Origin of the sequence: Sulfurospirillum arcachonense DSM 9755 (assembly GCF_000597725.1) — a bacterium.
GTDB classification, from domain to species: Bacteria; Campylobacterota; Campylobacteria; order Campylobacterales; family Sulfurospirillaceae; genus Sulfurospirillum_A; species Sulfurospirillum_A arcachonense.
In genome coordinates this window covers 127,265-152,241 of the sequence record NZ_JFBL01000001.1, presented here as the reverse complement: position 1 = coordinate 152,241, position 24,977 = coordinate 127,265, and the positions used below count along the sequence as shown (strand labels likewise).

The 24,977-nt window shown below is 31.4% G+C and carries 18 protein-coding genes and 1 pseudogene; 14 read left to right on the top strand and 5 right to left on the bottom strand.

The window, feature by feature from the left end; translation table 11 throughout:
- Window positions 1–960: a C-terminal binding protein gene (locus K354_RS0100765; RefSeq protein ID WP_024953606.1), complete on the bottom strand. Its 960-nt coding sequence runs from the start codon at window positions 958–960 to the stop codon at window positions 1–3.
- 675 nt (window positions 961–1,635) lie between these two features.
- On the opposite strand from K354_RS0100765, the pseudogene K354_RS15370 reads away from it, so the two are divergent.
- The 3 genes and pseudogenes from K354_RS15370 to K354_RS0100755 form a co-directional block, all read left to right on the top strand.
- A pseudogene (locus K354_RS15370) lies at window positions 1,636–1,893 on the top strand (methyl-accepting chemotaxis protein); the annotation flags it as partial.
- Between the two features lie 15 nt (window positions 1,894–1,908).
- The gene (locus K354_RS15365; RefSeq protein ID WP_425426659.1) at window positions 1,909–2,304 is read left to right on the top strand and encodes a CZB domain-containing protein; all 396 of its coding nucleotides are present in this window, start codon (window positions 1,909–1,911) and stop codon (window positions 2,302–2,304) included.
- 141 nt (window positions 2,305–2,445) lie between these two features.
- Window positions 2,446–2,838 carry a hypothetical protein gene (locus K354_RS0100755; RefSeq protein WP_024953604.1) on the top strand — a complete coding sequence of 131 codons (393 nt, stop codon included), beginning with the start codon at window positions 2,446–2,448 and terminating at the stop codon, window positions 2,836–2,838.
- A 68-nt stretch (window positions 2,839–2,906) separates the two neighbouring features.
- Here K354_RS0100755 and K354_RS0100750 read toward each other — a convergent pair whose 3' ends face one another.
- Window positions 2,907–4,829: a mechanosensitive ion channel family protein gene (locus tag K354_RS0100750; RefSeq protein WP_024953603.1), complete on the bottom strand. Its 1,923-nt coding sequence runs from the start codon at window positions 4,827–4,829 to the stop codon at window positions 2,907–2,909.
- Between the two features lie 163 nt (window positions 4,830–4,992).
- Between K354_RS0100750 and K354_RS0100745 the strand changes: the two genes are divergently transcribed.
- Window positions 4,993–5,664, top strand: a complete 672-nt coding sequence (locus K354_RS0100745) for a MerR family transcriptional regulator (protein WP_024953602.1) — start codon at window positions 4,993–4,995, stop codon at window positions 5,662–5,664.
- The gene (locus K354_RS0100740) at window positions 5,661–9,122 is read left to right on the top strand and encodes an acyl-[ACP]--phospholipid O-acyltransferase (RefSeq protein WP_024953601.1); all 3,462 of its coding nucleotides are present in this window, start codon (window positions 5,661–5,663) and stop codon (window positions 9,120–9,122) included. Before K354_RS0100745 ends, K354_RS0100740 begins: the two co-directional genes overlap by 4 nt.
- Before the next feature lie 53 nt (window positions 9,123–9,175).
- Here the strand turns inward: K354_RS0100740 and katG are convergent, their stop codons facing one another.
- Entirely contained in the window at window positions 9,176–11,359 is a 2,184-nt protein-coding gene (katG, locus tag K354_RS0100735; protein ID WP_024953600.1) for a catalase/peroxidase HPI, read from the bottom strand.
- A 202-nt stretch (window positions 11,360–11,561) separates the two neighbouring features.
- Here katG and K354_RS0100730 point away from each other — a divergent pair, with 202 nt between their 5' ends.
- Window positions 11,562–12,470, top strand: coding sequence for a bile acid:sodium symporter family protein (locus K354_RS0100730; RefSeq protein ID WP_024953599.1), 909 nt, complete (start codon window positions 11,562–11,564; stop codon window positions 12,468–12,470).
- Between the two features lie 42 nt (window positions 12,471–12,512).
- On the opposite strand, the gene K354_RS0100725 is transcribed toward K354_RS0100730, so the two are convergent.
- The gene (locus K354_RS0100725; RefSeq protein ID WP_024953598.1) at window positions 12,513–12,725 is read right to left on the bottom strand and encodes an RNA-binding S4 domain-containing protein; all 213 of its coding nucleotides are present in this window, start codon (window positions 12,723–12,725) and stop codon (window positions 12,513–12,515) included.
- Window positions 12,726–12,882: 157 nt separating this feature from the next.
- On the opposite strand from K354_RS0100725, the gene K354_RS0100720 reads away from it, so the two are divergent.
- Window positions 12,883–14,310, top strand: coding sequence for a glutamate synthase subunit beta (locus K354_RS0100720; protein ID WP_024953597.1), 1,428 nt, complete (start codon window positions 12,883–12,885; stop codon window positions 14,308–14,310).
- Here the strand turns inward: K354_RS0100720 and K354_RS0100715 are convergent.
- On the bottom strand, window positions 14,307–14,954 hold the full coding sequence (locus K354_RS0100715) for a Crp/Fnr family transcriptional regulator (protein ID WP_024953596.1): 648 nt from the start codon (window positions 14,952–14,954) through the stop codon (window positions 14,307–14,309). The genes K354_RS0100720 and K354_RS0100715 overlap by 4 nt on opposite strands.
- A 402-nt stretch (window positions 14,955–15,356) precedes the next feature.
- Here K354_RS0100715 and fdhF point away from each other — a divergent pair, with 402 nt between their 5' ends.
- The 7 genes from fdhF to K354_RS0100675 are packed head-to-tail and all read left to right on the top strand — an operon-like array spanning window position 15,357 to window position 24,974.
- The gene (gene fdhF, locus K354_RS0100705; protein ID WP_245600545.1) at window positions 15,357–17,594 is read left to right on the top strand and encodes a formate dehydrogenase subunit alpha; all 2,238 of its coding nucleotides are present in this window, start codon (window positions 15,357–15,359) and stop codon (window positions 17,592–17,594) included.
- Window positions 17,595–17,596: 2 nt separating this feature from the next.
- On the top strand, window positions 17,597–18,172 hold the full coding sequence (locus K354_RS0100700) for a 4Fe-4S dicluster domain-containing protein (RefSeq protein WP_024953593.1): 576 nt from the start codon (window positions 17,597–17,599) through the stop codon (window positions 18,170–18,172).
- Window positions 18,173–18,190: 18 nt separating this feature from the next.
- On the top strand, window positions 18,191–20,152 hold the full coding sequence (locus tag K354_RS0100695; protein ID WP_024953592.1) for a proton-conducting transporter transmembrane domain-containing protein: 1,962 nt from the start codon (window positions 18,191–18,193) through the stop codon (window positions 20,150–20,152).
- Between the two features lie 12 nt (window positions 20,153–20,164).
- Window positions 20,165–21,088: a respiratory chain complex I subunit 1 family protein gene (locus K354_RS0100690; RefSeq protein WP_024953591.1), complete on the top strand. Its 924-nt coding sequence runs from the start codon at window positions 20,165–20,167 to the stop codon at window positions 21,086–21,088.
- A gap of 1 nt (window position 21,089) precedes the next feature.
- Complete coding sequence (hyfE, locus tag K354_RS0100685) at window positions 21,090–21,737, top strand: hydrogenase 4 membrane subunit (protein WP_024953590.1); 648 nt, start codon at window positions 21,090–21,092, stop codon at window positions 21,735–21,737.
- 3 nt (window positions 21,738–21,740) lie between these two features.
- Entirely contained in the window at window positions 21,741–23,225 is a 1,485-nt protein-coding gene (locus K354_RS0100680) for a hydrogenase 4 subunit F (RefSeq protein WP_024953589.1), read from the top strand.
- Between the two features lie 9 nt (window positions 23,226–23,234).
- Complete coding sequence (locus K354_RS0100675) at window positions 23,235–24,974, top strand: hydrogenase large subunit (protein ID WP_024953588.1); 1,740 nt, start codon at window positions 23,235–23,237, stop codon at window positions 24,972–24,974.
- Window positions 24,975–24,977 lie beyond the last annotated feature (3 nt).

The following is a 24,977-nucleotide window of genomic DNA, read 5'->3' as shown; positions in this document are numbered from 1 at the left end:
CTAATCTAATCCATTAACAATATTGATTGGTTTTTTGCCATCTAGTACTCGTTTTACATTTAAAGCTGCTTTTTGTCTCATCTCAAAATAGGCTTTGTCACTATAAAAGGCAGCATGTGGATTTATAAGAAATCTTCCATCAAGCCAAGTCTCTTTTGCTCTCCATGCATCTATCATCAGTCCATCTTTTGGTGGTTCACTTGGGAGTACGTCAAGACTTACACAGTTTAGTTGACCGCTTTTTAAAGGCTCATAAAACACATCCAAATCTTTTACAATAGCTCCACGTGCTGTGTTTACGATAGAAGCGCCTTTTTTCATTTTGGCTATAAACTTTTCATCTATCATTGCATTTGTTTCGTCATTGAGAGGGCAATTTACTGAGATAATATCACAAGTTTCAAGCAACTCGTCCAAAGACTCAACTCTTTTTGCTCCTAGCATCTTTTCGGTGCCACTTGATAAATAAGGGTCATAAAAATATGTCTGAAATCGTAAAGCATTTGCTTTTAAAACTACGCTTCCTCCGATTCTTCCTGCACCTATGACTCCGAGTTTATAATCACTCGTTCTTTTGATGTTTTTTAGAGTATTGGTTTGCCAAGAGCCATCTTTATAATCTCTACATTGATAATCATATCTTGTGATGCCACGAGCTATATTCATAATCATAGCAATAGCTGTATCGCTTACTTCTTCAGTTCCATAATCAGGAGTATTAGAAGCATAAATACCTTTTTGTTTGGTGTATTCAAGATCTTGAAACACATCATACCCTACGCCATATCTTACCATCGCTTTTAAGTTTGGCAACTTGTCGATAAACTCATTTGGAATCTTTTTATGCCAGACTAAAAGTACCTCTATTCCTTCATGAAGCGTATCAGATATCACATCTCCTAGAACTTCTTTTTCTATATAAGGGTCGGTTATCTTGTCTGTAATATATACTTTTTTCATGATTATTTCCTTGTACAGTATTGGCAGAAGAATACTCTTTTTTTTATTAAAATAATATAATATTTTAAAATGCGTTACCTTGTATAGCATAGTTAGATAGTAGTAATAGATACCTAGATAAAGTTGATTTTATGTAAAAAAGTAACTATAAGTGTATATATTTTCTTAAAATTATAAATAAATATTCTATTTAATTTATAATTCAGTAATATCAAAATAGGATATAAGTAATAAAATCAAGGAGATATTATGGGATTATTTAATAATGATGACAATGAAAAAGAACAAGTCTCTGGATTAGAACTAGAAAATAAAAAACTTAAAGAAGAAGTAGCGTTACTTCAAGAAGAAATCAAAAAGAAAAACACTTTTAAAGAAGAAGAAAAAAACCAAGATATTGAACTTGTATCAAAATTAAAAATGTTAGATCTTCTTATACAATCATATGAGAGTGGTGTAGGCTTTTTACAAAAAATCATGCAAGCAAATGTTGATTCACTGGATGAAGCAACAGACTTAAATGGAAGAACCAGTAAACGTATAGATAATGTACAGCATCAGCGAACAAGTGTTGTTTCAAATATAGAACAGATTTCACAAGAGACTTCAAATTTGGAAAATGGAGCGCATACACTCAATGAAAGTGTTGTTTCTATTACTGATATTATTAATTTAATTAAAGATATTTCAGACCAAACAAACCTTTTAGCATTGAATGCTGCTATAGAAGCAGCCCGAGCAGGTGAGCATGGACGTGGTTTTGCTGTTGTTGCTGATGAAGTAAGAAAACTAGCTGAGCGTACACAAAAAGCAACACAAGAAGTAGAAGTAAATATCTCACATCTACAGCAAAATTCTTTAGAAATTTTAGAGATGACTAAAAGATTCCAAGAAAGTAGTAGTACTATAGATACTACATTAAATCAATTTTTTGAAGAGTTAGAATTTGTGATTTCAAATTCAGATCGTATTTCTAAAATCACGAAAAATATAACCAATGAGATTGGAATAGGAAATGGAAAAGCTGATCATATCCTTTTTAAACTTATTGCTTATAAAGCGTTTATGTATCAAACAAAACCAGAAACATTACAAAATGAGAATGAATGTAGATTTGGAAAATGGTTTGCAGCTAATAATCAGCAAATAAAAGACGAAAAAGAAGTTTTAGCTTCATTAAGTGAGCATCATACAAATGTACATGATGGAGTAAAAGATGCTATTGATTTATGGCTTAATGAATTAAGTTTTAGTGAGTCAATAGAAAGAATGAAAAGTGTTGAAAACTCTAGTGAAAAAGCTTTTGAAGAAATTTATGAAACTTTTGTGAAACATAGAGCATAAATAACTTTTACTATATTGATTTTTTATAGTTAGTTTATACTTCATCGTAGTCAATTTTTAAGGATTTCTAATTTTGTTTATTGTAGTATTCAAACAAAATATTTAGTGTTTGAATAGAGACAATGAAAAAGGGAAATAAAAATGGAAGAATATAAAGTTATAACTAATGACAATGATGAAAAATTTTTAACAGATAGCAACAACAACCGTATATCATTGAATAAGTTTGATAAAGAGATTGCAGTGAGAATGTTAAATAGTTTAAAAAATTGTGTAAATTGTTTAAACTGTGTAGATTGCGAAGACTGTGAAAATTGTGACAACTGTGACTCATCTAAAAATTGTAAAAATTGTCAATTGACTGATTATTGTGAAAACTGTATTGATTGTTTTAATTGTGAAGATTGTAAAAACTGTGAAAATTGTGAATTTTGTGAAAATTGCGAAGATTGCAAAGATTACTTAAATAATAAAAACTCTGAAGATGAAATAGAACAAGATTTATCTGCTGAATTAAATAAGATTTTAAAATAAACTGCTGATAAAGGGTTTAAAATCGAGATTTAAAACCCTTTACATGTAAGACTTAAAAGCAAAATATTTTAAGCTAATAAGTCTTTTTTCATTTCAGATTTCAACCATAGTGCTTGTGTTGGATAAGCAAAATCACAATTGTTCTTTTTAACCAAATCAGCAATCTTAATCAAAACATCTTCTTTTGTTTCTAGCCATTTTTCCCAAACAGGGCTTTTTGCAAAACAGTAGATAAGAATATTGACCGAGGAAGCTCCAAACTCATCGATATATACTAAGAGTGTTCGCTTTACACCTTGTACATCTTCTCGTTTTGTTGCCTCAAAACGTTTGTTTTCTGAGACATCATTGTGGTCTACTATAGCAATTCCTGGGTGATTTTCTAACATCTCATAAATATCTTTTCTAAGATTGATAATATCTTCCATCCGGCTTTCATATGTGATGCCTAAAGCCATTTTGATACGTCGGCCAACTTTTCTTTTTGACCAATTTTGGATGTAAGAATTTGCCAGAATAGTATTTGGAACAGTAATCATCGCGTTTTCAAATGTACGAATTCTTGTAGTTCTCATTCTGATATCTACTACATGTCCTTCGATATCATTTACTTGAATCCAATCACCTTGTGAAAATGAATTATCTGCCATGATACTTAAAGATCCAAAAAAGTTCGTCAAAGTATCTTTTGATGCCAAGGCGATTGCGATACCTCCAATCCCTAAAGAAGCTACAATCGCTTGAATATCGATATTAAGTTGTGTTAAAAGAAATAAAAGAACCAATAAAACTAATACAATTTTTAAGATTTTTAAAATAAATACAATCATTTCTTTGCGTAGATTATGGTATTTGACTAAAAGTACATGAGCATGCATGTTGATACTATTAACCAATATTTTATAAAAGCCCCAACTAAAAAGTGCTACGTAAAATGTATTAATCCATGGCATAATATGTTCAAGAAGAATAGGGTTTTGAATCAGAATATACATGGAAAGCTGTATACTAAAAACATACAGGGCATAGACCAGTGGAAGTGTGACAGATTTTTTTAGGTATTTGTGTATTTCATCTTTGTCTTCATCATTTTTATTTTTAATAAAATATTCGGAGATAAATGAGATAAGAAAAGAGATAAACCTGAGATTGAGTAGTCTAAAAAATCCTATAATTAATATGACCATAACAATTTCACCAATAGAAAATTTTAAATGATATCGAGTAACGTTAGAAATAAATGAAATATTTTCCATAGAATCAATTTTTTTAACAAAATATTGTAAGTTAAATTCATCTATAAGAAAGTTTGTCTGTCTAAACTTTGGAATATTTTCAAGAAGATATTGAAGAATAAAGATTTGTGTATATTTTTGATTGTAAAGGTCGATATAGTTTTTTATAAAATCTTTAGATATAGAGTTAGTATTATCTCTTGGTTGTGTGTTTGCTGACTCTATTTTATAAAGTGGTTTATATTTATCCAATGCATTATTATCAATTTTTTTGATACTATTTTGCAAAAGAGTGACAAAGTAATCTTTCTCCCGATACTCTTCTTTTGCAATTATGATTTGTTTGAGTGTATTTTCATATACACGTTTATCTTTTATAAGTAGAACTTCAATTTTATCTCGTGCAACAGCAAGTGTATTATGTGCTTTTGTGTTTATATTTATTTTATTAGCAAGAAGGGTTAATTCTTTTGTATAAGTCTCATTTTTTGGTAGATTGACTAGAAAGGATTTATTGTTAATATTTTTGATTGTTTCTTCTATAAGTTGATTTTGAATAAGAATTTGTTTTGCTTCATCACTTAAAGTTTTTTCTTTTTCTTCTTCTTTTTCTGCTTTTAATTCATCAGAAATATTTTGTGCAGGTACTTGTATTTGTTTTTCTTCAGATTTAATAAGAGGAAGAGGTTCTTCAACTGCTACTTTTGCCCACAAAAGTAAAGGAAAGAGAAAAAATAAGATAAGATATTTAGTCATAAAAACTCCATTATAGTTTATAAGCGAAATTATACCATCAATTTATTTTAGGAACTGTAAGAATAAGGTTTTTTTAGTAAATTAGAGCAAAAATGTAAAATGTAAAGTAACACTTGACATTTTACATTCTTTAATGTATTATTTCACAGATAAAGGAGATATTATGTTAAAGATGTCAGAATTAATTGCCCTAAGTGGTGAATCAAAGTCAACAATTTTATATTACATCAAAGAAGGGATACTTCCTCCACCTTTGAAGTTAAAAGCCAATGTTCATCGTTATGAAGAAGAGTGTGTAGAACGCATATCTATGATTAAATATTTGCAATCCAATTTTTCTTATTCTATTGCAGAAATAAAACAAATTTTTCAAAACAATACATTTGATTTTTCTAATGATCTTGCTTTTTTACAAGGTTCTTTTGAGATGATTTCAGGAGGTAAAGAAAATATACGATGCTTTAGTAAAGAAGATTTTATCAAAGAAGTTCAAATTACTGAGCCTGAACTAAATGAATGGATAAGTCAGGAATTGTTGTTTCCTAAAGATTCTATGTTTTCAAAATTAGATTTAGAAATGGCAGTGTTACTTAAAATATGTAAAGAAAATGATATCTCATACAATCTATTTACGCGTTATGTAAAAATGGCAAATGAGTTAGCCGTCTTGGAGTATGAATTAGGGGCTACGATAATTGAAAAAGGTATAAGCAATGGATCATCGCATCGTTTAGTTTTTGATATTTTACTCAAATTAAAACCCTATATATTTAATAATGCAACTATAAATGAGCATAGCAAACGGGTTCAAAATACACCAAAGGATAATTCATGAAAGCGTTATTTTCTTATAGAGGTTTTGCTTCTTATATACTTATTGTTTTTTTAAATGCTATGACTGATCTTGGACATAAAATCATCATTCAAAATACAGTTTTTAAAAGCTTTGATGGTCATGAGCAAGTAATTTATACGGCTATTGTCAATGGATTGGTATTATTACCATTTATCATGTTATTTACTCCTTCTGGTTTTCTTTCAGATAAGTTTTCCAAGCCTCGTGTTATTCAAATCAGTGCTCTTGTAGCTATTGTTATTGCTTGTGCTATTACTGTAAGTTATCATTTAGGAGCATTTTGGCTCTCATTTGCACTTACATTTTTACTAGCAGCACAAAGTGCACTGTACTCACCAGCGAAATATGGATACATCAAAGAATTAGTAGGAAAAGAAAATTTGGCATCTGCTAATGGAATGGTGCAAGCAGTGACAATTGTAGCTATTTTAATAGGTGCTGTTTTATACTCCGTAATTTTTGAATATTTTTTTGTTGAAGGTATGAAAAATCCTAATGACATAATCACGATGATGGCTCCAATGGGATATATTTTGATTGGCGCAACATTATTAGAAGCATGGTTTTCTTTTAAATTAGCACCAAAAGCTTCTTCTTCTCCTTCATTGAGTTTTGATCGTAAAAAATATTTTAAAGCTTTATATTTAAAAGAAAATTTAAAAACTTTATTACGTACAGAAGCTATTTGGCTTAGTGTAATTGGTTTAGGATTATTTTGGAGTGTTTCTCAAGTTGTATTTGCTTTATTTGGAACATTATTAGAACAAAAGGCTGGAGTAGAAAATACTGTTGTTGCGCAAGGATTAATGGCATTAGGTGGACTTGGTATTGTAGTTGGTTCTTTGTATCACTCAAAAATATCAAAGCATTATATTGAAACAGGAGTGATTCCGTTGGGTGCTGCAGGGATGGCTTTATCTCTATTTTGGTTATCTGGAACATCAAGTCCAATCATCTTTGGTTTACTGTTCTTTTTGTTTGGTTTTTGTGGAGGAATTTTTATTATTCCACTTAATGCACTTATTCAATTTTATGCAAAAGAGAATGATTTAGGACGTGTTCTTGCTGCAAATAACTTTGTACAAACTTTAATGATGCTAGTCTTTCTTGGTTTTACTATTATTTGGTCACTTTATACTTTTCCTATTGAATTGTTATTTAGTTTTTTAGGTATTATTGTAGTAGTGGGTTCTCTTTATACTATCATTAAATTACCGCAGTTGTTAGTGCGTTTTATTATATATCGTTTGGCTAATCTTCGTTACAATATAAAAGTTTCAGGACTTGATAATCTTCCATCAAATGGAGGGGTTCTTCTTCTAGGAAATCATATTAGTTGGTTGGATTGGGCTATTGTTCAAATAGCAAGTCCAAGAAGAGTTCGTTTTGTGATGGAGAGAAATATATATGAAAAATGGTATCTTAAAATCTTTTTAGATTTTTTTGGAGTTATTCCTATCTCTTCTCGTGCAAGTCGTAGTGCATTTAAAACAATTGGTGAATATCTAGATAAAGGTGAAGTAGTTGCACTTTTTCCAGAAGGTGCTATCAGTCGTAATGGTCATCTTGGTGAATTTAAAGGTGGTTTTGAGAAGATAGTAACGACAAATGAGTATACTATTGTGCCATTCTTTTTAAAAGGTTTATGGGGAAGTCGTTTTTCTTTTGCTTCAAATAAGATGAAACAAGGCACAGCAGCCTTAAATCGTGATGTAACTTTTGCTTTTGGTTCACCTATGCCAATGGATACAGATCGTGTAAAACTAAAAGAAGCGATAAATGGGATTTCTGTTGATTCATGGAATGAGTATATCAACGTATTAGAACCAGTGCAACATTTGTGGATTGATAGAGCTAAAATGTTAGGAAGTGAGATGAGTGTAGCAGATAGTTCTGGCGGAACTCTTTCTCATACTAAGTTAATTGCATCAGTTCTTAGTTTTCATTCTTTGTTACATGTAAAGGTGAAAAATGAACAAAATGTAGGAGTGATACTTCCTGCTTCTGCTGGTAATGTCATCGCCAATATGGCGCTTCTTGTTCAAGGAAAAACCGTTGTTAATTTAAACTATACAGCATCAAAAGAAGCATTTTTACATGCACTAAATATCGCCGAAGTTAAAACAGTAGTAACATCTTCAAAGTTTTTGACTAAGCTTAAAGCTAAAGGCTTTGATATAGAAGCACTTTTGCAAAATGTTAATGTTCTTATTATGGAAGATATGAAAGAAAAAATTTCTAAATCAGGCTTTATTTTTAATTTACTTCTAGCCAAATTCATGCCATCAGCTTTGATTAAAGCTTTGTATTTTAAAAGTGTTTGCATGGAAGAAACAGCAGCTATTTTGTTTAGTAGTGGTAGTGAAGGTTTGCCAAAAGGTATTGAACTCTCACATAAAAATTTAGTAGGAAATATCAAACAAAGTGTGTCTATTTTAAATCCAGATGCAAATGATGTTATTGTTGGTTCATTACCTCCATTTCATTCATTTGGATTTACCATTACGACTTTAATGCCATTAGTAGAAGGTATTCCTTTAGTATGTCATCCTGATCCAACTGATGCTGTTGGAATGGGAAAAGTAGTTGCAACACACCAAGCAACTATCCTTTGTGCGACTTCCACATTTTTACGTCTTTATAATCGTAATAGAAAACTTCATCCATTAATGTTTGAAAGTTTACGTTTGATTATTGCTGGGGCAGAGAAATTAAATCCTGATGTACGTGATGGATTTAAGGTGAAGTTTGGTAAAGATGTTTTAGAAGGGTATGGAGCGACTGAGACTACACCAGTAGCTTGTGTAAATATTCCTGATGTGTTAAATCCACGTTATTGGACTGTTCAAGAAGGGAAAAAACAAGGTACTGTTGGAATGGCATTGCCAGGGACACGTATACGTATTGTAAATCCTGAAAATTATCAAGATGTTCCAAATGGGGAAGAGGGGTTGATCCTTATTGGAGGAACACAGATCATGAAAGGATACCTCAAAGATGAAGCAAAAACAGCAGATGCTATTTTGGAAGAAAATGGTGTACGTTGGTATAAAAGTGGAGATAAAGGTAAATTAGATGCTGATGGTTTTTTAAGTATTTTAGGACGATACTCACGTTTTGCTAAGATTGGTGGTGAAATGATTTCTTTGAGTGAAGTTGAAGAAAAAATGACAGAATTAGTAAATGATGAAAGCTTTGAATGTGCTGTCAGTGCATTTGCTGATGAAAAAAAGGGTGAAAAAATTGTTATGATTTTTACAACTACCAAAGAAATACAAGATCTTAAAAAATTATTTTTAGATGCTGATATAAATCCACTTATGATTCCTTCAAATTTTTTACATGTAGAAGAAATTCCAAAGTTAGGTACTGGTAAAAATGATTTTAGTGCGATTAAAAAAGTTACTCAAGAAAAATTAAGTGAAGATGTAAAATAGAAAGCATAAAATAAACAAGTAAAAGACTTAGTCTTTTACTTGTTATAATGTATTTATTTTATAAAAAGATCGGCGTTCATTACTTTATTCCAAGCTTTTACAAAATCATTTACAAATTTTTCTTTTGAATCTTCTTGAGCATAAACTTCTGAAATTGCTCTTAGTTGAGAGTTTGAGCCAAAGACAAGATCTACTCTACTAGCAGTGAATTTAAGCTTGCCAGTAGTTCTATCTTTTCCTTCAAATTCCATTTCATCATCATTTGTATTTTTCCAAACGATATTCATATCTAAAAGATTGACAAAAAAATCATTAGTCAAAATACCAGGCTTATCTGTAAAAACTCCTTTTGAAGAGTTTTGAAAGTTTGCTCCTAGTGATCTCATACCACCAACAAGAACTGTCATTTCTGGAGCACTTAGGTTTAGTAATTGAGCTTTATCTAAGAGTAACTCTTCTGAACTAACACTATATTTCTTTTTTTGATAATTTTTAAATCCATCAGCAATTGGTTCTAGATGTGCAAATGAATCAATATCTGTTTGTTCTTGAGTTGCATCTGTTCTGCCAGGAGTAAAAGGAACAACAATTTTGTAACCAGCATCTTTACTTGATTGCTCAATAGCCACACATCCACCTAACACTATCAAGTCAGCAAGTGAAACTTTTTTATCATCGCAAGAAGTATTAAACTCTTTTTGAATATTTTCTAATTTAGATATTGTGGTTTTTGTTCCTTGATTAACTTCCCAATCTTTTTGCGGTGCAAGTCTTATTCTAGCACCATTGGCACCACCTCTTTTATCTGAATCTCTATATGATGATGCAGATGCCCATGCTGTCATAACTAGATCAGAAATAGAAATTCCAGAGGCTAATATTGTATCTTTTAGATTTTGAATTTCTTCATCTTCAATAAGTTTGTATTGAATACTTGGTACAGGATCTTGCCAAATTAAATCTTCTTTAGGAATTTCTGGACCAAGATATCTTGACTTTGGCCCTAAATCACGATGAGTTAATTTAAACCATGCTCTTGCAAAAGCATCTGCAAATTCTTTAGGGTTTTCATGAAATCTTTTAGAAATTGGCCCATAGATGGGATCCATTCTAAGAGCCATATCTGCTGTAGTCATTATGGTTTTCACTTTTTTATTGGGGTTATGGGCCAAAGGAGCTAAATGTTCTTCTTTTGGCTCAATTGGAGCCCATTGCCATGCACCAGCAGGACTTTTTTCAAGATTCCATTCATATCCAAATAATATATCAAAATAACCATTATCCCATTTTGTAGGGTTTGCAGTCCAAGCACCTTCGATTCCACTCGTGATAGTATCATCACCTTTACCACTTAAAAATTTACTTAACCATCCTAAACCTTGTGCTATTAAGCTTTCGCCTTCAGGTTCAGCCCCTACATTTGATGCATCACCAGCACCATGGCATTTACCAAATGTATGACCTCCTGCAACTAGTGCCACAGTCTCTTCATCTCCCATAGCCATTCTTGCAAAAGTTTCTCTTATGTCGTTTCCAGAAGCAAGTACATTTGGTTCACCATTTGGTCCTTCTGGATTGACATAGATTAGCCCCATTTGTACAGCAGCTAGAGGATTTTCTAAATCTCTATCTTCACTATATCTTTTATCTCCAAGCCATTCATCTTCACTACCCCAATAAATATCTTCTTCTGGCTCCCAAACATCTTCTCTACCACCAGCAAAGCCAAATGTTTTAAATTCCATAGATTCTAGTGCAACATTTCCTGCTAGTATCATCAAATCAGCCCAAGATATTTTGTTACCATATTTTTGTTTAATAGGCCATAGTAGACGTCTCGCCTTATCTAAGTTTGCATTATCAGGCCAACTATTTAATGGTGCAAGTCGTTGGTTACCAGTTGCTGCACCACCTCTACCATCACTTGTTCTATATGTTCCTGCACTATGCCATGCCATTCTAATAAAAAGAGGACCATAATGCCCATAATCAGCAGGCCACCAATCTTGTGAATCAGTCATGAGTGCCGTTAAATCTTTTTTTAGAGATTCATAGTCTAATTTTTTAAATTCTTCTGCATAATTAAACTCTTTTGACATTGGATTTACTTTGTTCGAGTGTTGAGAGAGAATTTTTAGATTTAGCTGATTTGGCCACCAGTCTTTATTATTAGTACCTTTATTGTTTGTAGTTGGATTTCCTCCACCTAAACCAGTTATTGGACATTTCCCCATGATAATTCCTTTATTTATTGATAATAGTTTTTAGATACAAATAATTTGCATTTAATAAATATTCTTAAAATTGTACTGTTTAGAAACTTAAAAATAAATAATTTATTTAATTTAATATGAGTATATTTATAGTAGGCTAAGTAGCAAGTAAATATAAGTAAAGTTTTCATGATGTACAATACAAGAAAATTTTTATGGAGAAAATATGATAAAAAAGATAAGTGCATTATTCCCTATTTGGGCTATTGTAGCTTCAATTTTTGCTTATATGCAACCAAGCATAGTTGTAGAGTATAAAAGTTGGATTATTCCTCTTTTAATTTTGATTATGTTTTGTATGGGAGTGACTCTTCGAATTGATGATTTTAAAAGAGTTGCAAAAAAACCTAAGATTATAGCTTTAACTGTTATATTACAGTTTTTACTGATGCCTTTTATTGCATTTATTATTTCTAAGCTTTTTCATTTTTCAACAGATGTTATGGTTGGGATGGTTTTAGTAGGTGCTGTTTCTGGTGGAACTGCATCAAATGTTATCTCATACTTGGCTAAAGCTGATGTGGCTTTATCTATTACTATGACAGTTGTTTCAACTTTGTTTTCTATTGTTCTTACGCCTTTATTGACTCTATTATATGTAGGTATGACAGTTCCTGTTCCAGCTTCTAGTATGCTTATAAGTATTTTAAAAATTGTATTTTTACCTGTTGTAAGTGGAGTTATTTTAAACTACTTTTTTCATAAGTTTATTGAGAAGAGACAAGATTTACTAGCACTTTTATCTATCATTTCTATAGTTTTTATTATAGCTATTGTTGTAGGTCTAAATGAACCAAGAATTAGTACTATTGCAGCATCACTTTTTATAGGAATTGCTTTACACAATATATTAGGTTTATTTAGTGGTTATTATATATCTAAATTTTTTGGTTATGATAAGAAAACATGTAAAACAGTTGCAATTGAAGTTGGCATGCAAAATTCAGGATTAGCTGTAGCTTTAGCCATGAAATACTTTTCAACTCTTAGTGCACTTCCTGGAGCAATTTTTAGTATTTGGCACAATATTTCGGGTTCTATTTTGGCATCTTATTGGGGAAAAGAAGAAGGTTAAATATATTGAAGTAGAGATTTGTTCTCTACTTCGAACATGTTTTTATGTAGTGGCTATTACTTCAATAATATCATCGCCAATTGTGATTGTATCGCCTGAAATAATTTTTGCTCGCTTTCTTAGTTCTATCTCACCATTTCTTTTTACATTTTCATCTTTTATTATCATTTTTGCATGAGCGCCACTATCTGCTAATCCCATAACTTTTATAAGTTTATATAGTTCTATATAATCATCATTTAATTCAAATTTCATTTGTTATTCCTTTCTTTAAAGACATAATAGCAGAATTTTTTCTTAATCATTTTTTTATTTGTTTTGTACTGGTATAGAAGTATTTATTAAGTTAGTATTAGGTAATGTTGTTAAATTTATTTCTTATACTATATCAAGAAAACTTTGGAAATACAATATGAAACAATACAACATAGTATCAAAACAGAGACAAAAAAAGAGAGATTCTAAAGAACGCATAGTTGATTTTCATCCTATTTATCATAACTTTAATGACAAAGAAGCAAAAGAACAAGCTAGTAGATGCGTACAGTGTCCTATAGACACATTTAAGCATATTATGATTAATCCTTCTTACTGTCGTATGGGATGTCCGTTGAACAATAAAATTCCTCAGTGGCTAAAAAAAACTTATGAAGGAGATATAGAAGGTGCATTTACTCTTTCTCATGAAATGTCTCCATTTCCTGAAATTTTAGGGAGGGTATGTCCTAAAAAAGGTCTTTGCGAAAGTAATTGTGTAATTGAAAAGAGTGAGTATAGTGGAGTCTCTATCGGTGAAATAGAAACGTATTTTAATGAAAAAGCATTTGAAGAAGGTATCATTCCTAATTATGGTCAAGATAAAATAAAAAAACATAAAGTAGCCATTGTTGGTAGTGGTCCTGCTAGTCTTAGTTGTGCAACATTTCTTTTGCAAGAAGGTATAGGTGTAGAGATTTTTGAAAAAGAAGATCGATGTGGTGGTTTACTTACTTATGGTATTCCTAATTTTAAACTGCCAAAAGATGCAGTTAAAAGACGGCTTGATTGGATGAAAGAAGCTGGTTTAATAATCCATACAAATACTGAAGTTGGAAAAGATATTTTTATAAATGAGTTAGAAAAAGATTTTGATTGCATATTCTTAGGTATAGGTGCCCCTGAGGGAAGAAGTGCAATGATGGATAACGAATACGCAAATGGGGTATATCATGTCATGGAAATTCTTACAAAAGCACAAAAACGAATTTTTAATCATGATTTCGAAAATAGTATATTAAAAAATAAAAATGTTGTAGTTATTGGTGGCGGTGATTCTGCTATGGATGCTCTTAGAACAGCAATTAGAGTAAAAGCAAAAAGTGTAAAGTGTATTTATCGTAGAGACAAACAAAGTATGCCTTGTAGTGAAAGAGAAGTATCAAATGCTTTGGAAGAAGGGGTTGAGTTTATTTTTAATCAAGCTCCTAAAAAAGTTTTAGTTAATGAAGATATGAATGTTACAGGTATAAAAGTAGCGCAAACAGAATCAATGATTGAGAAAGAGACAGGTAAACGCAAATTAATAGTACATGAAGAAAAACTTCTTGACATAAAAACAGATATTATTATATTAGCTTTAGGATTTAGTAATAAAATATTTGATTTTTATAATGATCTAAATTTGAAGCTAGGAAGATACAACGATATAGTTGTTAATGAAAAACAAGAAACTAGTCATAAACATATATATGCTGGAGGAGATGTTGTTAGAGGTGCAGACTTAGTTGTAACCGCTGCATTAGATGGAAGAACAGCGGCTTATGCTATCAAGGAAAAATTAGCTAGTAAAGTACTTGTTTAGCTAGAATGAGTATATTCTTCTAGTTTTTTTATGTTATGAATAATATACTTATTCTTTTTTATTTTCTCAATAGTATTATCTTTCATAAGTTCATGAAAAACAGTAGATACGGTTTGTCTTTTTGAACCAATAAAAGTTGCTAATTCTTTTACAGAAAGATCTAAATGGATATAAATATCATCAAGTAATTGTTCATTTTGCGCAGTAGCAATTTCTAAAAGAAAAGAAGCAATTCTATTTTTGCAAGTTTTAAAAACTAAGTTTTTAATAATTCTTCTTTCCATTACAGCTCTTTGTTTTAATGACGATATAATTGCAATAGAAAATTTTTCATTTTTGAAGAAACTGTAAAAACTTTGGGCATCAATAAGATACACTTCACTCTCTTCTATAAACTCAATCACACAAGATTCTTCAGGAATAATTATATTGTCTTTTTCAAGATAATATAAAATAAACTCTTCATCATTCTCATAAATAATAGCTTTTGCTTTGCCACTTTTAAAGACATACAAAGTAAGAGATTTATTGTCATATGCAATATTACCTTTAGTAAATTTTTTTACAGGTATTGATGCAAACTCTTGTTGGGATAGCACATTTGAAAGATTTATAGAGTCGATTTTGATTCTACTAGATTCCATAAAAACCCTTTTATTGTTTTGCAAAGTATAGCCAATAATTAATAATATTTACTTAATGCAAGTAAATTTTCTCAATTTAACTTAAAGTTCTTTATTTGTAATATTTTAGAAAAAAAATTATTATAGTAGTTTTTTTCTTAATAACTATTATTTGAATATATTTTTATCTAGAACTATTATGTGCCAATTAAATACCTAAATAAAGGGATTTAAAATAATTAGAAAATTGTCATATCCCTGACAGTATTTATTTTTTTTATATGATACTATTCTGACGTGTTTAAAATAATTAATTTTATTAAGCTTAAATTAATTTAATGGCTAACAATTTATAAATTAGCTTATGTAGTTAAATTAGTATATAAATTTAAATTATTATTAATAATACTAAAGGAGTTTAACATGGATAAGTTTCAAACAACCTGTCCTTATTGTGGAACTGGCTGTAATATCGATTTACTTGTGAAAAACAATAAAATTGTAAAAGCTGAACCTACAAAAGGACATCATGTAAATGATGGTGAGTTGTGTCTGAAAGGGCTTTATGGTTGGGAATATGTACATTCTCCAAGAAGATTGACAAAACCTCTTATTAGAAAAAAAGATGGTGTGTTTTCTAAAAAAGGTGAACTCGTCGAGGTTTCTTTTGATGAAGCATATGATTTTGTCGCTTCAAAAATGAAAAAGACAGTTGACGAATATGGTAGCGATAGCATAATGGGTTTTTCATCTGCAAGATGTACAAATGAAGATAACTATGCTTTTCAAAAATTATTTAGAATGCAGGGAACTAACAATATAGATCACTGTGCTCGTCTTTGACATGGTCCTACAGTAGTCGGTCTGACTAAAACATTAGGAAATGGAACAATGACAAACGATTTGACAGAATTTGCAACAGACACTGAAGTACTTTTTTTAATTGGTACTAATACAAGTGAATGTCACCCAATAATTGCAATGCAGATGCTTCGTGGTATTGAGCGTGGTGCAAAAATGATTGTTATTGATCCAAAAGAAACTGATATGGCTAAAAAAGCTGATATCTATATTCAAACTCCAGTAGGATATAACATCCCTTTTTTAAATGCATTGATAAATCATATAATTAAAGAAGATCTTTTTGATAAAGAATTTGTAGAAAAATATTCTCATGGCTTAGAGTATGTCAAATATGCAGTTGCTGATTTTACACCTCAAAGAGTTGAGAAAGAAACTGGTATACCAGCAAGTAAAGTTATAGAAGTTGCAGAAATGTATGCAAAAGCTGGAACAGCTGCTATTTGTTATACGATGGGTATGACACAGTTTATTGATGGAACTTCAAATATATTCTCACTTTCAAACTTAGCTATTTTAACAGGTAATCTTGGTAAAAAAGGTGCAGGTGTTAATCCGTTACGTGGACAAAACAATGTTCAAGGTGCTTGTGATATGGGTGCTTTACCTAATGTGACTGCAGCTGGATTGGTTACTGATGAAGGTGTTAGAGAACATATAAAAAGTATTTGGGGTAAAGAAATTAGCTCAAAACCAGGTTTTGCTTTAACAAAAGTGCCACACGAGATAGAAGAAGGAAAGATAAAGTTCTTATATGTTTTTGGTGAAAACCCTGTTATGAGTGATCCTTGGACAGAGCATTTTATAGAAGCAGTAGAGCATCTAGATACTATGGTTGTTCAAGATATTTTTCTTACAGAAACCGCTCAAAAGGCAGATGTAGTCCTTCCAGCAGCTTCGTGGGGTGAAAAAGATGGAACATTCATCAATACATCAAGACGTGTAGCTTATGTTTCAAAAGCAGTTGAACCTGCAACAGGTATAGTTCCTGATTGGAAAGTTATTTGTAACATTGCTCAAAGAATTGGTCTTCAAGGATTTGATTATTATAAGGCTGAAGAGATTTGGGATGAAGTAAGAAAAGTTAATCCAAGATTTTTTGGTGGGTTATCTTATGCGCGTATCATAAAAGAAAATGGTATAAGTTGGCCTTGTCCTGATGAAACTCATATAGGAACTCCTGTCTTATACGAAGACAAAAAATCAATGTTACCAGATGGTAAATTTAAATTAGTTCCTGTTATATATGCTGACGATAAAAATGATAGAACTAAGTTAGAAAAAGAGTTGATTAATCATCTGAATATTCCTAATGATTATCCAGTTGGCTCTGGTGCTCTTAGTGAAAAAGTAAATGAAGAATATCCTTGTCTTTTTACTACTGGACGTAAAGTTTATCATTATCATACTGGGACTATGACAAGAGAGTGTAAACCATTGGAAATGGGTGCAGATATTATGGGACCTGCTATTGAAGTGAGTGAAGATATTGCTCTAGCAAGAAAGTTAGAAAATGATTGTTATGCAATTGTAGAAAATAAACGTGGAAAAATAGCAGCAAAAGTAAAAATCAATCCAGATCTTCGTCATGGAACTATTTTTACAACATTTCACTATGCAGAAGCAGATGGAAATGAACTTTCAAATGCGGAAGATACAGACCCTTTATCAGGTATGAATCCTCTAAAAATGACAATTGCAGCTATCCGAAAAATTTCAGAAGAAGAATTTATACAAGTACGTGAAAGCACTGATATGCATATGCATCCATCAGAACAGTACCGTACAGTAAGGAGATAATTATGAATTTACCTAAAAGAGTAAATAAATTTGTTATTGCAGATCCAAATGTTTGTATTGGTTGTGCAACATGTATGGCGGCTTGTTATGAGTCGTCACATGCAAGAGGTAAGTTGGCGGTTCCTCGTCTAATTGTAACTAGGAGTAAAAGTGGCACTATGCCAAATCAATGTCGTCAGTGTGATGATGCTCCTTGTGCAAATGTTTGTCCAGTTGGAGCTTTAGAGTTTTCAAATGACAATATTGAATTACATGAAGAAATTTGTATAGGCTGTAAGATGTGTACACTTGCCTGTCCATTTGGTGCTATTAGATCAGAAGCAGAAATAATGCCTTCTGTGAATTATACAATGGAACCAAAATATAACTTAGGAATAGAATCACAAATAGGTGCAAAAAGTATTGCTGTTAAGTGTGATTTATGTTCTGGTAGAGAAGAAGGACCATCTTGTGTTGAAGTGTGTCCTACAGGGGCATTATTATTTGTTGACTCACAAAATATCAATTATACATTGATGAGTCAAAAAGCAGAAGCTGCTGTTGAATCATTTGTTCATGTTGCACTCAAAAATATTTAAAATAAGAAAGGATTATTAATGACACACGTATATTTATTATACTTACTAGGTTGTGTTGTTTCATTATTATTATATAAACAAAATAAAATTGCTGCAAAGGTTGGTTTTAGTATATCAGCTATTGCATCAGGTTATGGTATTTTCTATTTTTTAATGAATTTAGGTGGAACTGAAAGTTTTACTCTAGGGAAGAATTTATTATATAACCCAACATTTTCTTTAGATCCTTTAGGAAATTTCTTTTCATTTGTTGTGACTTTGATAGCTTTTGCCTCTTCTATTTATGCTATCCAATATACAGAAGAATATGAGAAGAAAGGGAGTTTAGCAGTTATGGCTGCTTTATTTAATTCCTTTATCTTGGCAATGTTATTTGTATTGTCAGCTTCTGATGTATTTTGGTTTATGATATGTTGGGAGATAATGACTATTATTTCTGCATTTTTAATTTGTTTTAATGATTCAAAAGCTTCTTTAAAAGCAATTATGATTTATTTAGGTATTGCTCATTTTGGTGGTATGTGTATTTTAGGAGCATTTTTACTTCTAGCTAACCAATCAGGTTCATTAGAGTTTAGCTCATTTGCTTCTATAAGTATGACTCCTGTCATGGGGAGTATTATATTTTTATTGGCATTTATTGGATTTGGTTCAAAAGCAGGAATGTTTCCATTTCATGTATGGTTACCAAAAGCGCATCCAGCAGCTCCAACAAATGTATCTGCTTTAATGAGTGGTGTTATGATTAAAGTAGCACTATTTGGAATTATTAGGTTTTGCTTGTGGTTACCAGTTATGGAATGGTGGGGATTACTTATGATAATAATAGGTGCATTATCAGCATTACTTGGCGTATTGTACGCACTTACTCAGCATGATTATAAAGCATTATTAGCATATCACTCAGTTGAAAATATAGGTATTATTTTATTAGGTCTTGGAACAGGTGTATATGGTATTGCAACACATTCACCAACATTGGCTTCTATAGGATTTTTAGCAGGATTGTATCACATACTAAATCATGCTACTTTTAAAGGACTACTTTTTTTAGGTGCTGGGAGCATACTTTTTAGAACTCATACAAAAGATATAGAAGCTTTAGGTGGATTAGCGAAAAAAATGCCTATTACAGCTTTCTCATTTTTAGTCGGCTCAATGGCTATTACAGCACTTCCTCCACTAAATGGTTTTGTAAGTGAATGGGTAACGTATCAAGCAATGATTCAAGGCGCAATTGGTCATGGAATAAGCTCTAGAGCTGTTTTCACACTTTCTATTATTGCTCTTGCTCTTACTGGAGCTTTAGCGGTTATGTGTTTTGTAAAAGTTTATAGTGTTATTTTTGGTGGTACACCAAGAGATATGAAAATTTATGAAAAAGCAAAAGAAGCACCACTATCTATGGTTTTAGGGATGTTGATTCTTGTTTTTGGTTGTGTTGCTTTTGGACTTGGAGCAAATGTTGTTGTTGAAAACATCATGACAGTTGTAACATCTTTTAGTGATCCTTATGCAATACAAGCTAATACAGTAATTACTTCACCTCTTGGCTCAAGCATATCTATGCCATTAATTAGTGTGGTTTTAATAGGTGCATTGGCATTACCATTTGTAATTATAGTTGCTATGAAAGCAGATAAAACTAAACCAATCGAAACTGATCCATGGGCTTGTGGTTTTAAATATAACCAACGTATGCAAATGACAGCAGGGCCATTTACTGGAGATCTTAGAAAAGTAATGGAGTGGTTATTTAGAAGTAAATCTACCGTTGAAACAGATGGTTATTTTAAACCAGTGAAGTATACAAATCATCCAAAAGATATTTGGTGGGATATTTTTTATCAACCAGTAATTAATCTAGTTGAATACTCTGCAGATAAAATTGGATATCTACAAAATGGTAGTACAAATATGTATTGTGCATATATCTTAGCAACTTTATGTCTTTTTCTTGGCATAAGTCATATTTTATAGAAAGGTTGAATGATGAGTAGTATGTTTTTTATGATTTTTCAAGTCATTGCTATTGTACTTGTAGCACCTTTCTTTGATGGTGTTGCAAGAGTTTTAAGAGCAAGATTACAATCACGTAAAGGTCCTCCTGACTTTTTGCAAACGTATAGAGATATTATTAAACTCTCAAAAAGAGAAAAAACTGTTCCTAAGTGTTCACATTGGGTATTTCGTTATGGACCATATACTCTTTTTGGAGCAGGTGCAGCACTTTTAGCTGTTATACCTATAAGTTATGGATCAGGAACTTTAGCTGCCTATGCTTCTGATGTATTTGTAGTTATTTATATTGGAGCAATGTTACGTTTTATATTTGGTGCAGCATCTATTGATTCAGGTAATCCTTATGCTGGTGTTGGTGGTAGTCGTGAACAAATGATTGGTGTTTTTGTTGAACCAGTAATGATGACAAGTTTATTAGTTGTAATGCTTTTAGCACAAACGAGTAATATAGCAGAAATTCAAGAAATGGTAAGACATGGTGAAATTGGTTATCAAATGCCTGCATTTGCTGTTGCTTCAATATCTTTTCTATGGGCTATGTATGTAGAAAGCGGTAGAAATCCATATGATTTAGCAGAAGCAGAACAAGAGTTACAAGAGGGTGTTTTAGGTGAATATTGTGGAGCAGATTTTGGTCTTGCACATGCAGGTCTTATACTTAAACAATTTGCCATGATAGGCATGTTCTTAAGTATTTTTGAGCCATGGAGTTTTGAAAATCCATTTTTAGCCTTGATTGTATTTATACTAAAAGCAGGAATCTTTTATGTTGCTGCAGTATTTATAGATAATTTTGGACCAAGATATAAACTATTGACTAGTTTTAAATCTAATGCATTAGCAGCATTAGGTATTTCGTTTATATCTCTTGTTTTATACGTTGTAGGAGTTTAGGATGATTGATTTATTAAGTGTATTATCGATAGCTATGATAATTACTTCTTTGTTAGTATTTGGATTGAGAAATTACAAAATATCTATTTATGTATACTCCCTTCAAACTTTTTTATTAGTTGGAATATTTTTATTGTTATCATCAAGTCATTTAGCTGAACAACTTACAGTTTGGGCAGGAATTGCATTTGTAACAAAAGTGATTTTTATACCATATATTTTACTTCGTTTGATAAAGAAGTTAGGTGTTGTTTATGAAGATGAACCAGTAGCTGGATTTTTTGTAAGTCCTATAATTGCTATGGCATTTTCTTTAGCAATTGCTATGTCTATTTATCCTACTTATTTAGAGTTTTCTTTAATTAAAGAGAGTATACCGTTGATTGCTTCAATTACTATTTTTATGATGGGTATATTTGGTTTTATATTAAGAAATTCTGCAATTAAGCAAATTTTAGCTTATTGTATGTTTGAAAATGGCATACATCTTTCTCTAGCACTTATGGCATATAATTCACCAGAAATTGCAGAGTTAGGTATATTAACAGATGCTATATTTGCGGTACTAATTATGTCTGTTTTAGCTCAAAGATTTTATAAATATTTTGCTTCTTTAGATGTTTCTAAAGCAACAGAGTTGAAAGGGTAATAGATGGATATTCAACAATTATTAACATTATTATTGATTGTGCCTATTGTTGCATCAATAGTGATATGGCTAATGCCAACAAACTTTAAAGTACTCAGTACTGTACATGTAATAGGTTCTATTGTATCAACTTTGATTGCTATGAAAGCAGTTTTAAGTGTTATTGATGGAAAGGTTTTATTTGCTTATGACCAAATGTTGTTTTTGGATTCTTTAGGTGGAGTATTTTTATCTCTTATTGGCATTACAGGATTATTAGTAAACTTATATTCTGTGAAGTATATGCAATGGGAAATAGAAAAAAATGAAATCACTTTAAAAGATGCGAAATTATTTTTTGCTCTTTCACATCTATTTGTTTTTACGATGACCTTTTCAGTAATTGCTAATAATATTGCGCTTATGTGGGTAGCTATTGAAGCAACTACACTCTCATCAGTATTTATGGTAGCAGTTCATAAAGGTAAAAAATCAACTGAGAGTGGTTGGAAATATATCGTAATTTGTAGTATTGGTTTAGCTTTTGCTCTTTATGCAACGGTTTTACTTTATAGTGCAGGATTTTCTGTAATTAATGATAGCCATAGCATAATGCTTTGGACTACTTTAATGGCTCATGCAAAAGAAATTAATCCAGATGTATTAAAACTCATTTTTGTATTTGCATTAATTGGGTTTGGTACAAAAGCAGGACTTGCTCCAACTCATACTTGGTTACCAGATGTGCATTCAGAAGGACCAGCTCCTGCTTCAGCAATGCTTTCAGGTATTTTACTTAAATGTGCAATCTTAGGACTTATCAGATATTACGCAGTTGTTGGTAATTCTATGGTTGGTTTTGAGTATGTTCAATCAATAATGATAATTAGTGGATTGGTGACTATATTTATTGCAGCACTATTTCTAATAAGACAACATGATGTAAAAAGAATGTTTGCTTATCACTCAATAGCACACATGGGTGTTATTGCTTTTGGTCTTGGTGTTGGTGGTTTCTTAGGATTATTTGCAGCACTTTTTCATGCTTTAGCTCACTCAGTAACAAAAGCATTAGCATTTTGTGTAACAGGAAATATGGTCAAAATTTATGGAACAAGAGATATGACAAAAATGGGTGGACTTATTAAAATAGCACCTATTACAGCAATTCTTTTTGGTATTGCTATTTGTTCTTTAGTAGGTGTTCCTGGATTTGCTATTTTTGTAAGTGAATTTTTAATTGTTCAAGAGTCAATTAATACAGGGATTTTTCTTCCTGTAGTTTTATTTATTATAGGATTGATAGTTATTTTTATTGCTGACTTTTCTCACTTTAATTTAGCAACTTTTGGTGAAAGTAAAACAAAAATATTAACTAGTAAAATTGAATGGAGTGCAAATTTACCTTTAATAGGTCTTGCTGCTCTAATAATTATTTTTGGTATATTTTCTGTTGATGGTTGGGTAACTCTACTAAATAATGCAGTAAAAATAATAACCGGTGTATAAGGATTAATGATGAAAAAAGGCGATAATTTTATAAGTAAAGTTAAAGAAAAAATAACTGTACATAACATAGAAAGACAAACAGAAGATCAAGTGACTATCACGGTAGATAGAAATGATCTTCCTGAAGCAGTTAGAATGCTTTACTATGACATGGGTGGTTGGTTATCAAGTATGATTCCCAATGATGAAAGACAATTAAATGGTAATTATGCTCTTTATTATGTCTTATCTATGGAAGGCGGAAAGATGACTATAGAGGATGAACTTCCTCAAGAGCAAAAATGTTGGATAACAGTTAAAACATATATTCCAGCGAATGATCCAACTTTTCCATCTGTTACATGTAAAGTTCCAGCAGCCGTTTGGTACGAACGTGAAGCGTATGATATGTTTGGTTTAACAGCAGTTGGTCTGCCAGATCCAAGAAGACTTGTAGTTTCAGATGATTGGCCAAAAGATTTATTTCCATTAAAAAAAGATGCTATGGATTATAGACATCGTCCTGATCCCGTGGATCATAGGGATGAGCCTGATTATAAATTTTTAGAACCAAATGGATCAGGAGTTGTAGATGTTCCTTTAGGACCTCTTCATATAACAAGTGATGAGCCTGGACATTTTAGATTATATTGTGATGGTGATACTATCATTGATGCCGATTTTAGACTATTTTATCAACATCGTGGTATGGAAAAACTTGCAGAAAATAGAATGAACTATGATCAGATGGGCTATTTGGCTGAGAGAGTTTGTGGTATTTGTGGATATGCACATGCTATTGGTTGTATTGAAGCTGCTGAAAAGGCAGTAGGTATTGAAGTACCTTTAAGAGCACAAGCAATGAGAGTAATTTGTTTGGAAATAGAAAGATTACATTCTCATCTATTAAATATAGGTTTAGCTTGTGAAGTAACAGGTAATGTAAATGCATTTATGCATATATTTAGAATTCGTGAATTTACTATGGAATTAGCTCAGTTAGTTACTGGTGGTCGTAAGACATATGGTAATGTTGTTATGGGTGGATTACGTAGAGATATGAGTGGAACAGAAATTAAAAAAAGTTTAGAACTTTTAGTCACCATTGAAAAGCAACTCATAGAAGTTTGGGATGCTGTTATGGATGATAAAGCACAAATCAATCGTTGGAAAGGTGTTGGTATCTTGGATCGTCAAGTTGCAAGAGATTTTTCACCAGTTGGACCAAATATGAGAGGCTCAGGTTTTGGACGTGATTCACGTCATGATCATCCATATGATTTCTTTAATCAATTGGAATTTAATATTGCAGTTGAACATGGTTGTGATGTGTATTCGAGAGAAAGTGTTAGATACCAAGAACTTCTCGAATCAATATCAATTATACGTCAATGTTTTGAAATGATGCCTGGTGGTCAAACTATTATAAAACCTCAGACAATGATTAAACCAGGAGCATATGCAATAGGAAATGATGAAGCGCCTCGTGGAGAAAATATTCATTGGATTATGCATGGTAATGCACAAAAAGTATATAGATGGCGTTGTCGCGCGGCTACTTACAACAACTGGCCTTCTTTAAGATACCAATTCCGTGGTAACACTATAGCGGATGCGGCATTGATTGTCTGTTCACTTGATCCTTGTTATTCTTGTACAGAAAGAGTAACAATTGTGGATATCAATAGTAAAAAGTCTAAAGTATTAACTCATAAGGATCTTAAAAGATATTCACAGACTTTAAAGAATCATCCTTTAAAAAATATGTAGGAT

Coding starts and splice junctions, on each gene's coding strand:
- K354_RS0100695 (WP_024953592.1), top strand. CDS start 18,191: ATGACACACGTATATTTATTATACTTACTAGGTTGTGTTGTTTCATTA.
- K354_RS0100675 (WP_024953588.1), top strand. CDS start 23,235: ATGAAAAAAGGCGATAATTTTATAAGTAAAGTTAAAGAAAAAATAACT.
- hyfE (WP_024953590.1), top strand. CDS start 21,090: ATGATTGATTTATTAAGTGTATTATCGATAGCTATGATAATTACTTCT.
- K354_RS0100745 (WP_024953602.1), top strand. CDS start 4,993: ATGTTAAAGATGTCAGAATTAATTGCCCTAAGTGGTGAATCAAAGTCA.
- K354_RS0100725 (WP_024953598.1), bottom strand. CDS start 12,725: ATGAAATTTGAATTAAATGATGATTATATAGAACTATATAAACTTATA.
- K354_RS0100700 (WP_024953593.1), top strand. CDS start 17,597: ATGAATTTACCTAAAAGAGTAAATAAATTTGTTATTGCAGATCCAAAT.
- K354_RS0100680 (WP_024953589.1), top strand. CDS start 21,741: ATGGATATTCAACAATTATTAACATTATTATTGATTGTGCCTATTGTT.
- K354_RS0100715 (WP_024953596.1), bottom strand. CDS start 14,954: ATGGAATCTAGTAGAATCAAAATCGACTCTATAAATCTTTCAAATGTG.
- K354_RS0100740 (WP_024953601.1), top strand. CDS start 5,661: ATGAAAGCGTTATTTTCTTATAGAGGTTTTGCTTCTTATATACTTATT.
- K354_RS0100720 (WP_024953597.1), top strand. CDS start 12,883: ATGAAACAATACAACATAGTATCAAAACAGAGACAAAAAAAGAGAGAT.
- K354_RS0100750 (WP_024953603.1), bottom strand. CDS start 4,829: ATGACTAAATATCTTATCTTATTTTTTCTCTTTCCTTTACTTTTGTGG.
- K354_RS0100765 (WP_024953606.1), bottom strand. CDS start 960: ATGAAAAAAGTATATATTACAGACAAGATAACCGACCCTTATATAGAA.
- K354_RS0100730 (WP_024953599.1), top strand. CDS start 11,562: ATGATAAAAAAGATAAGTGCATTATTCCCTATTTGGGCTATTGTAGCT.
- K354_RS0100755 (WP_024953604.1), top strand. CDS start 2,446: ATGGAAGAATATAAAGTTATAACTAATGACAATGATGAAAAATTTTTA.
- K354_RS0100690 (WP_024953591.1), top strand. CDS start 20,165: ATGAGTAGTATGTTTTTTATGATTTTTCAAGTCATTGCTATTGTACTT.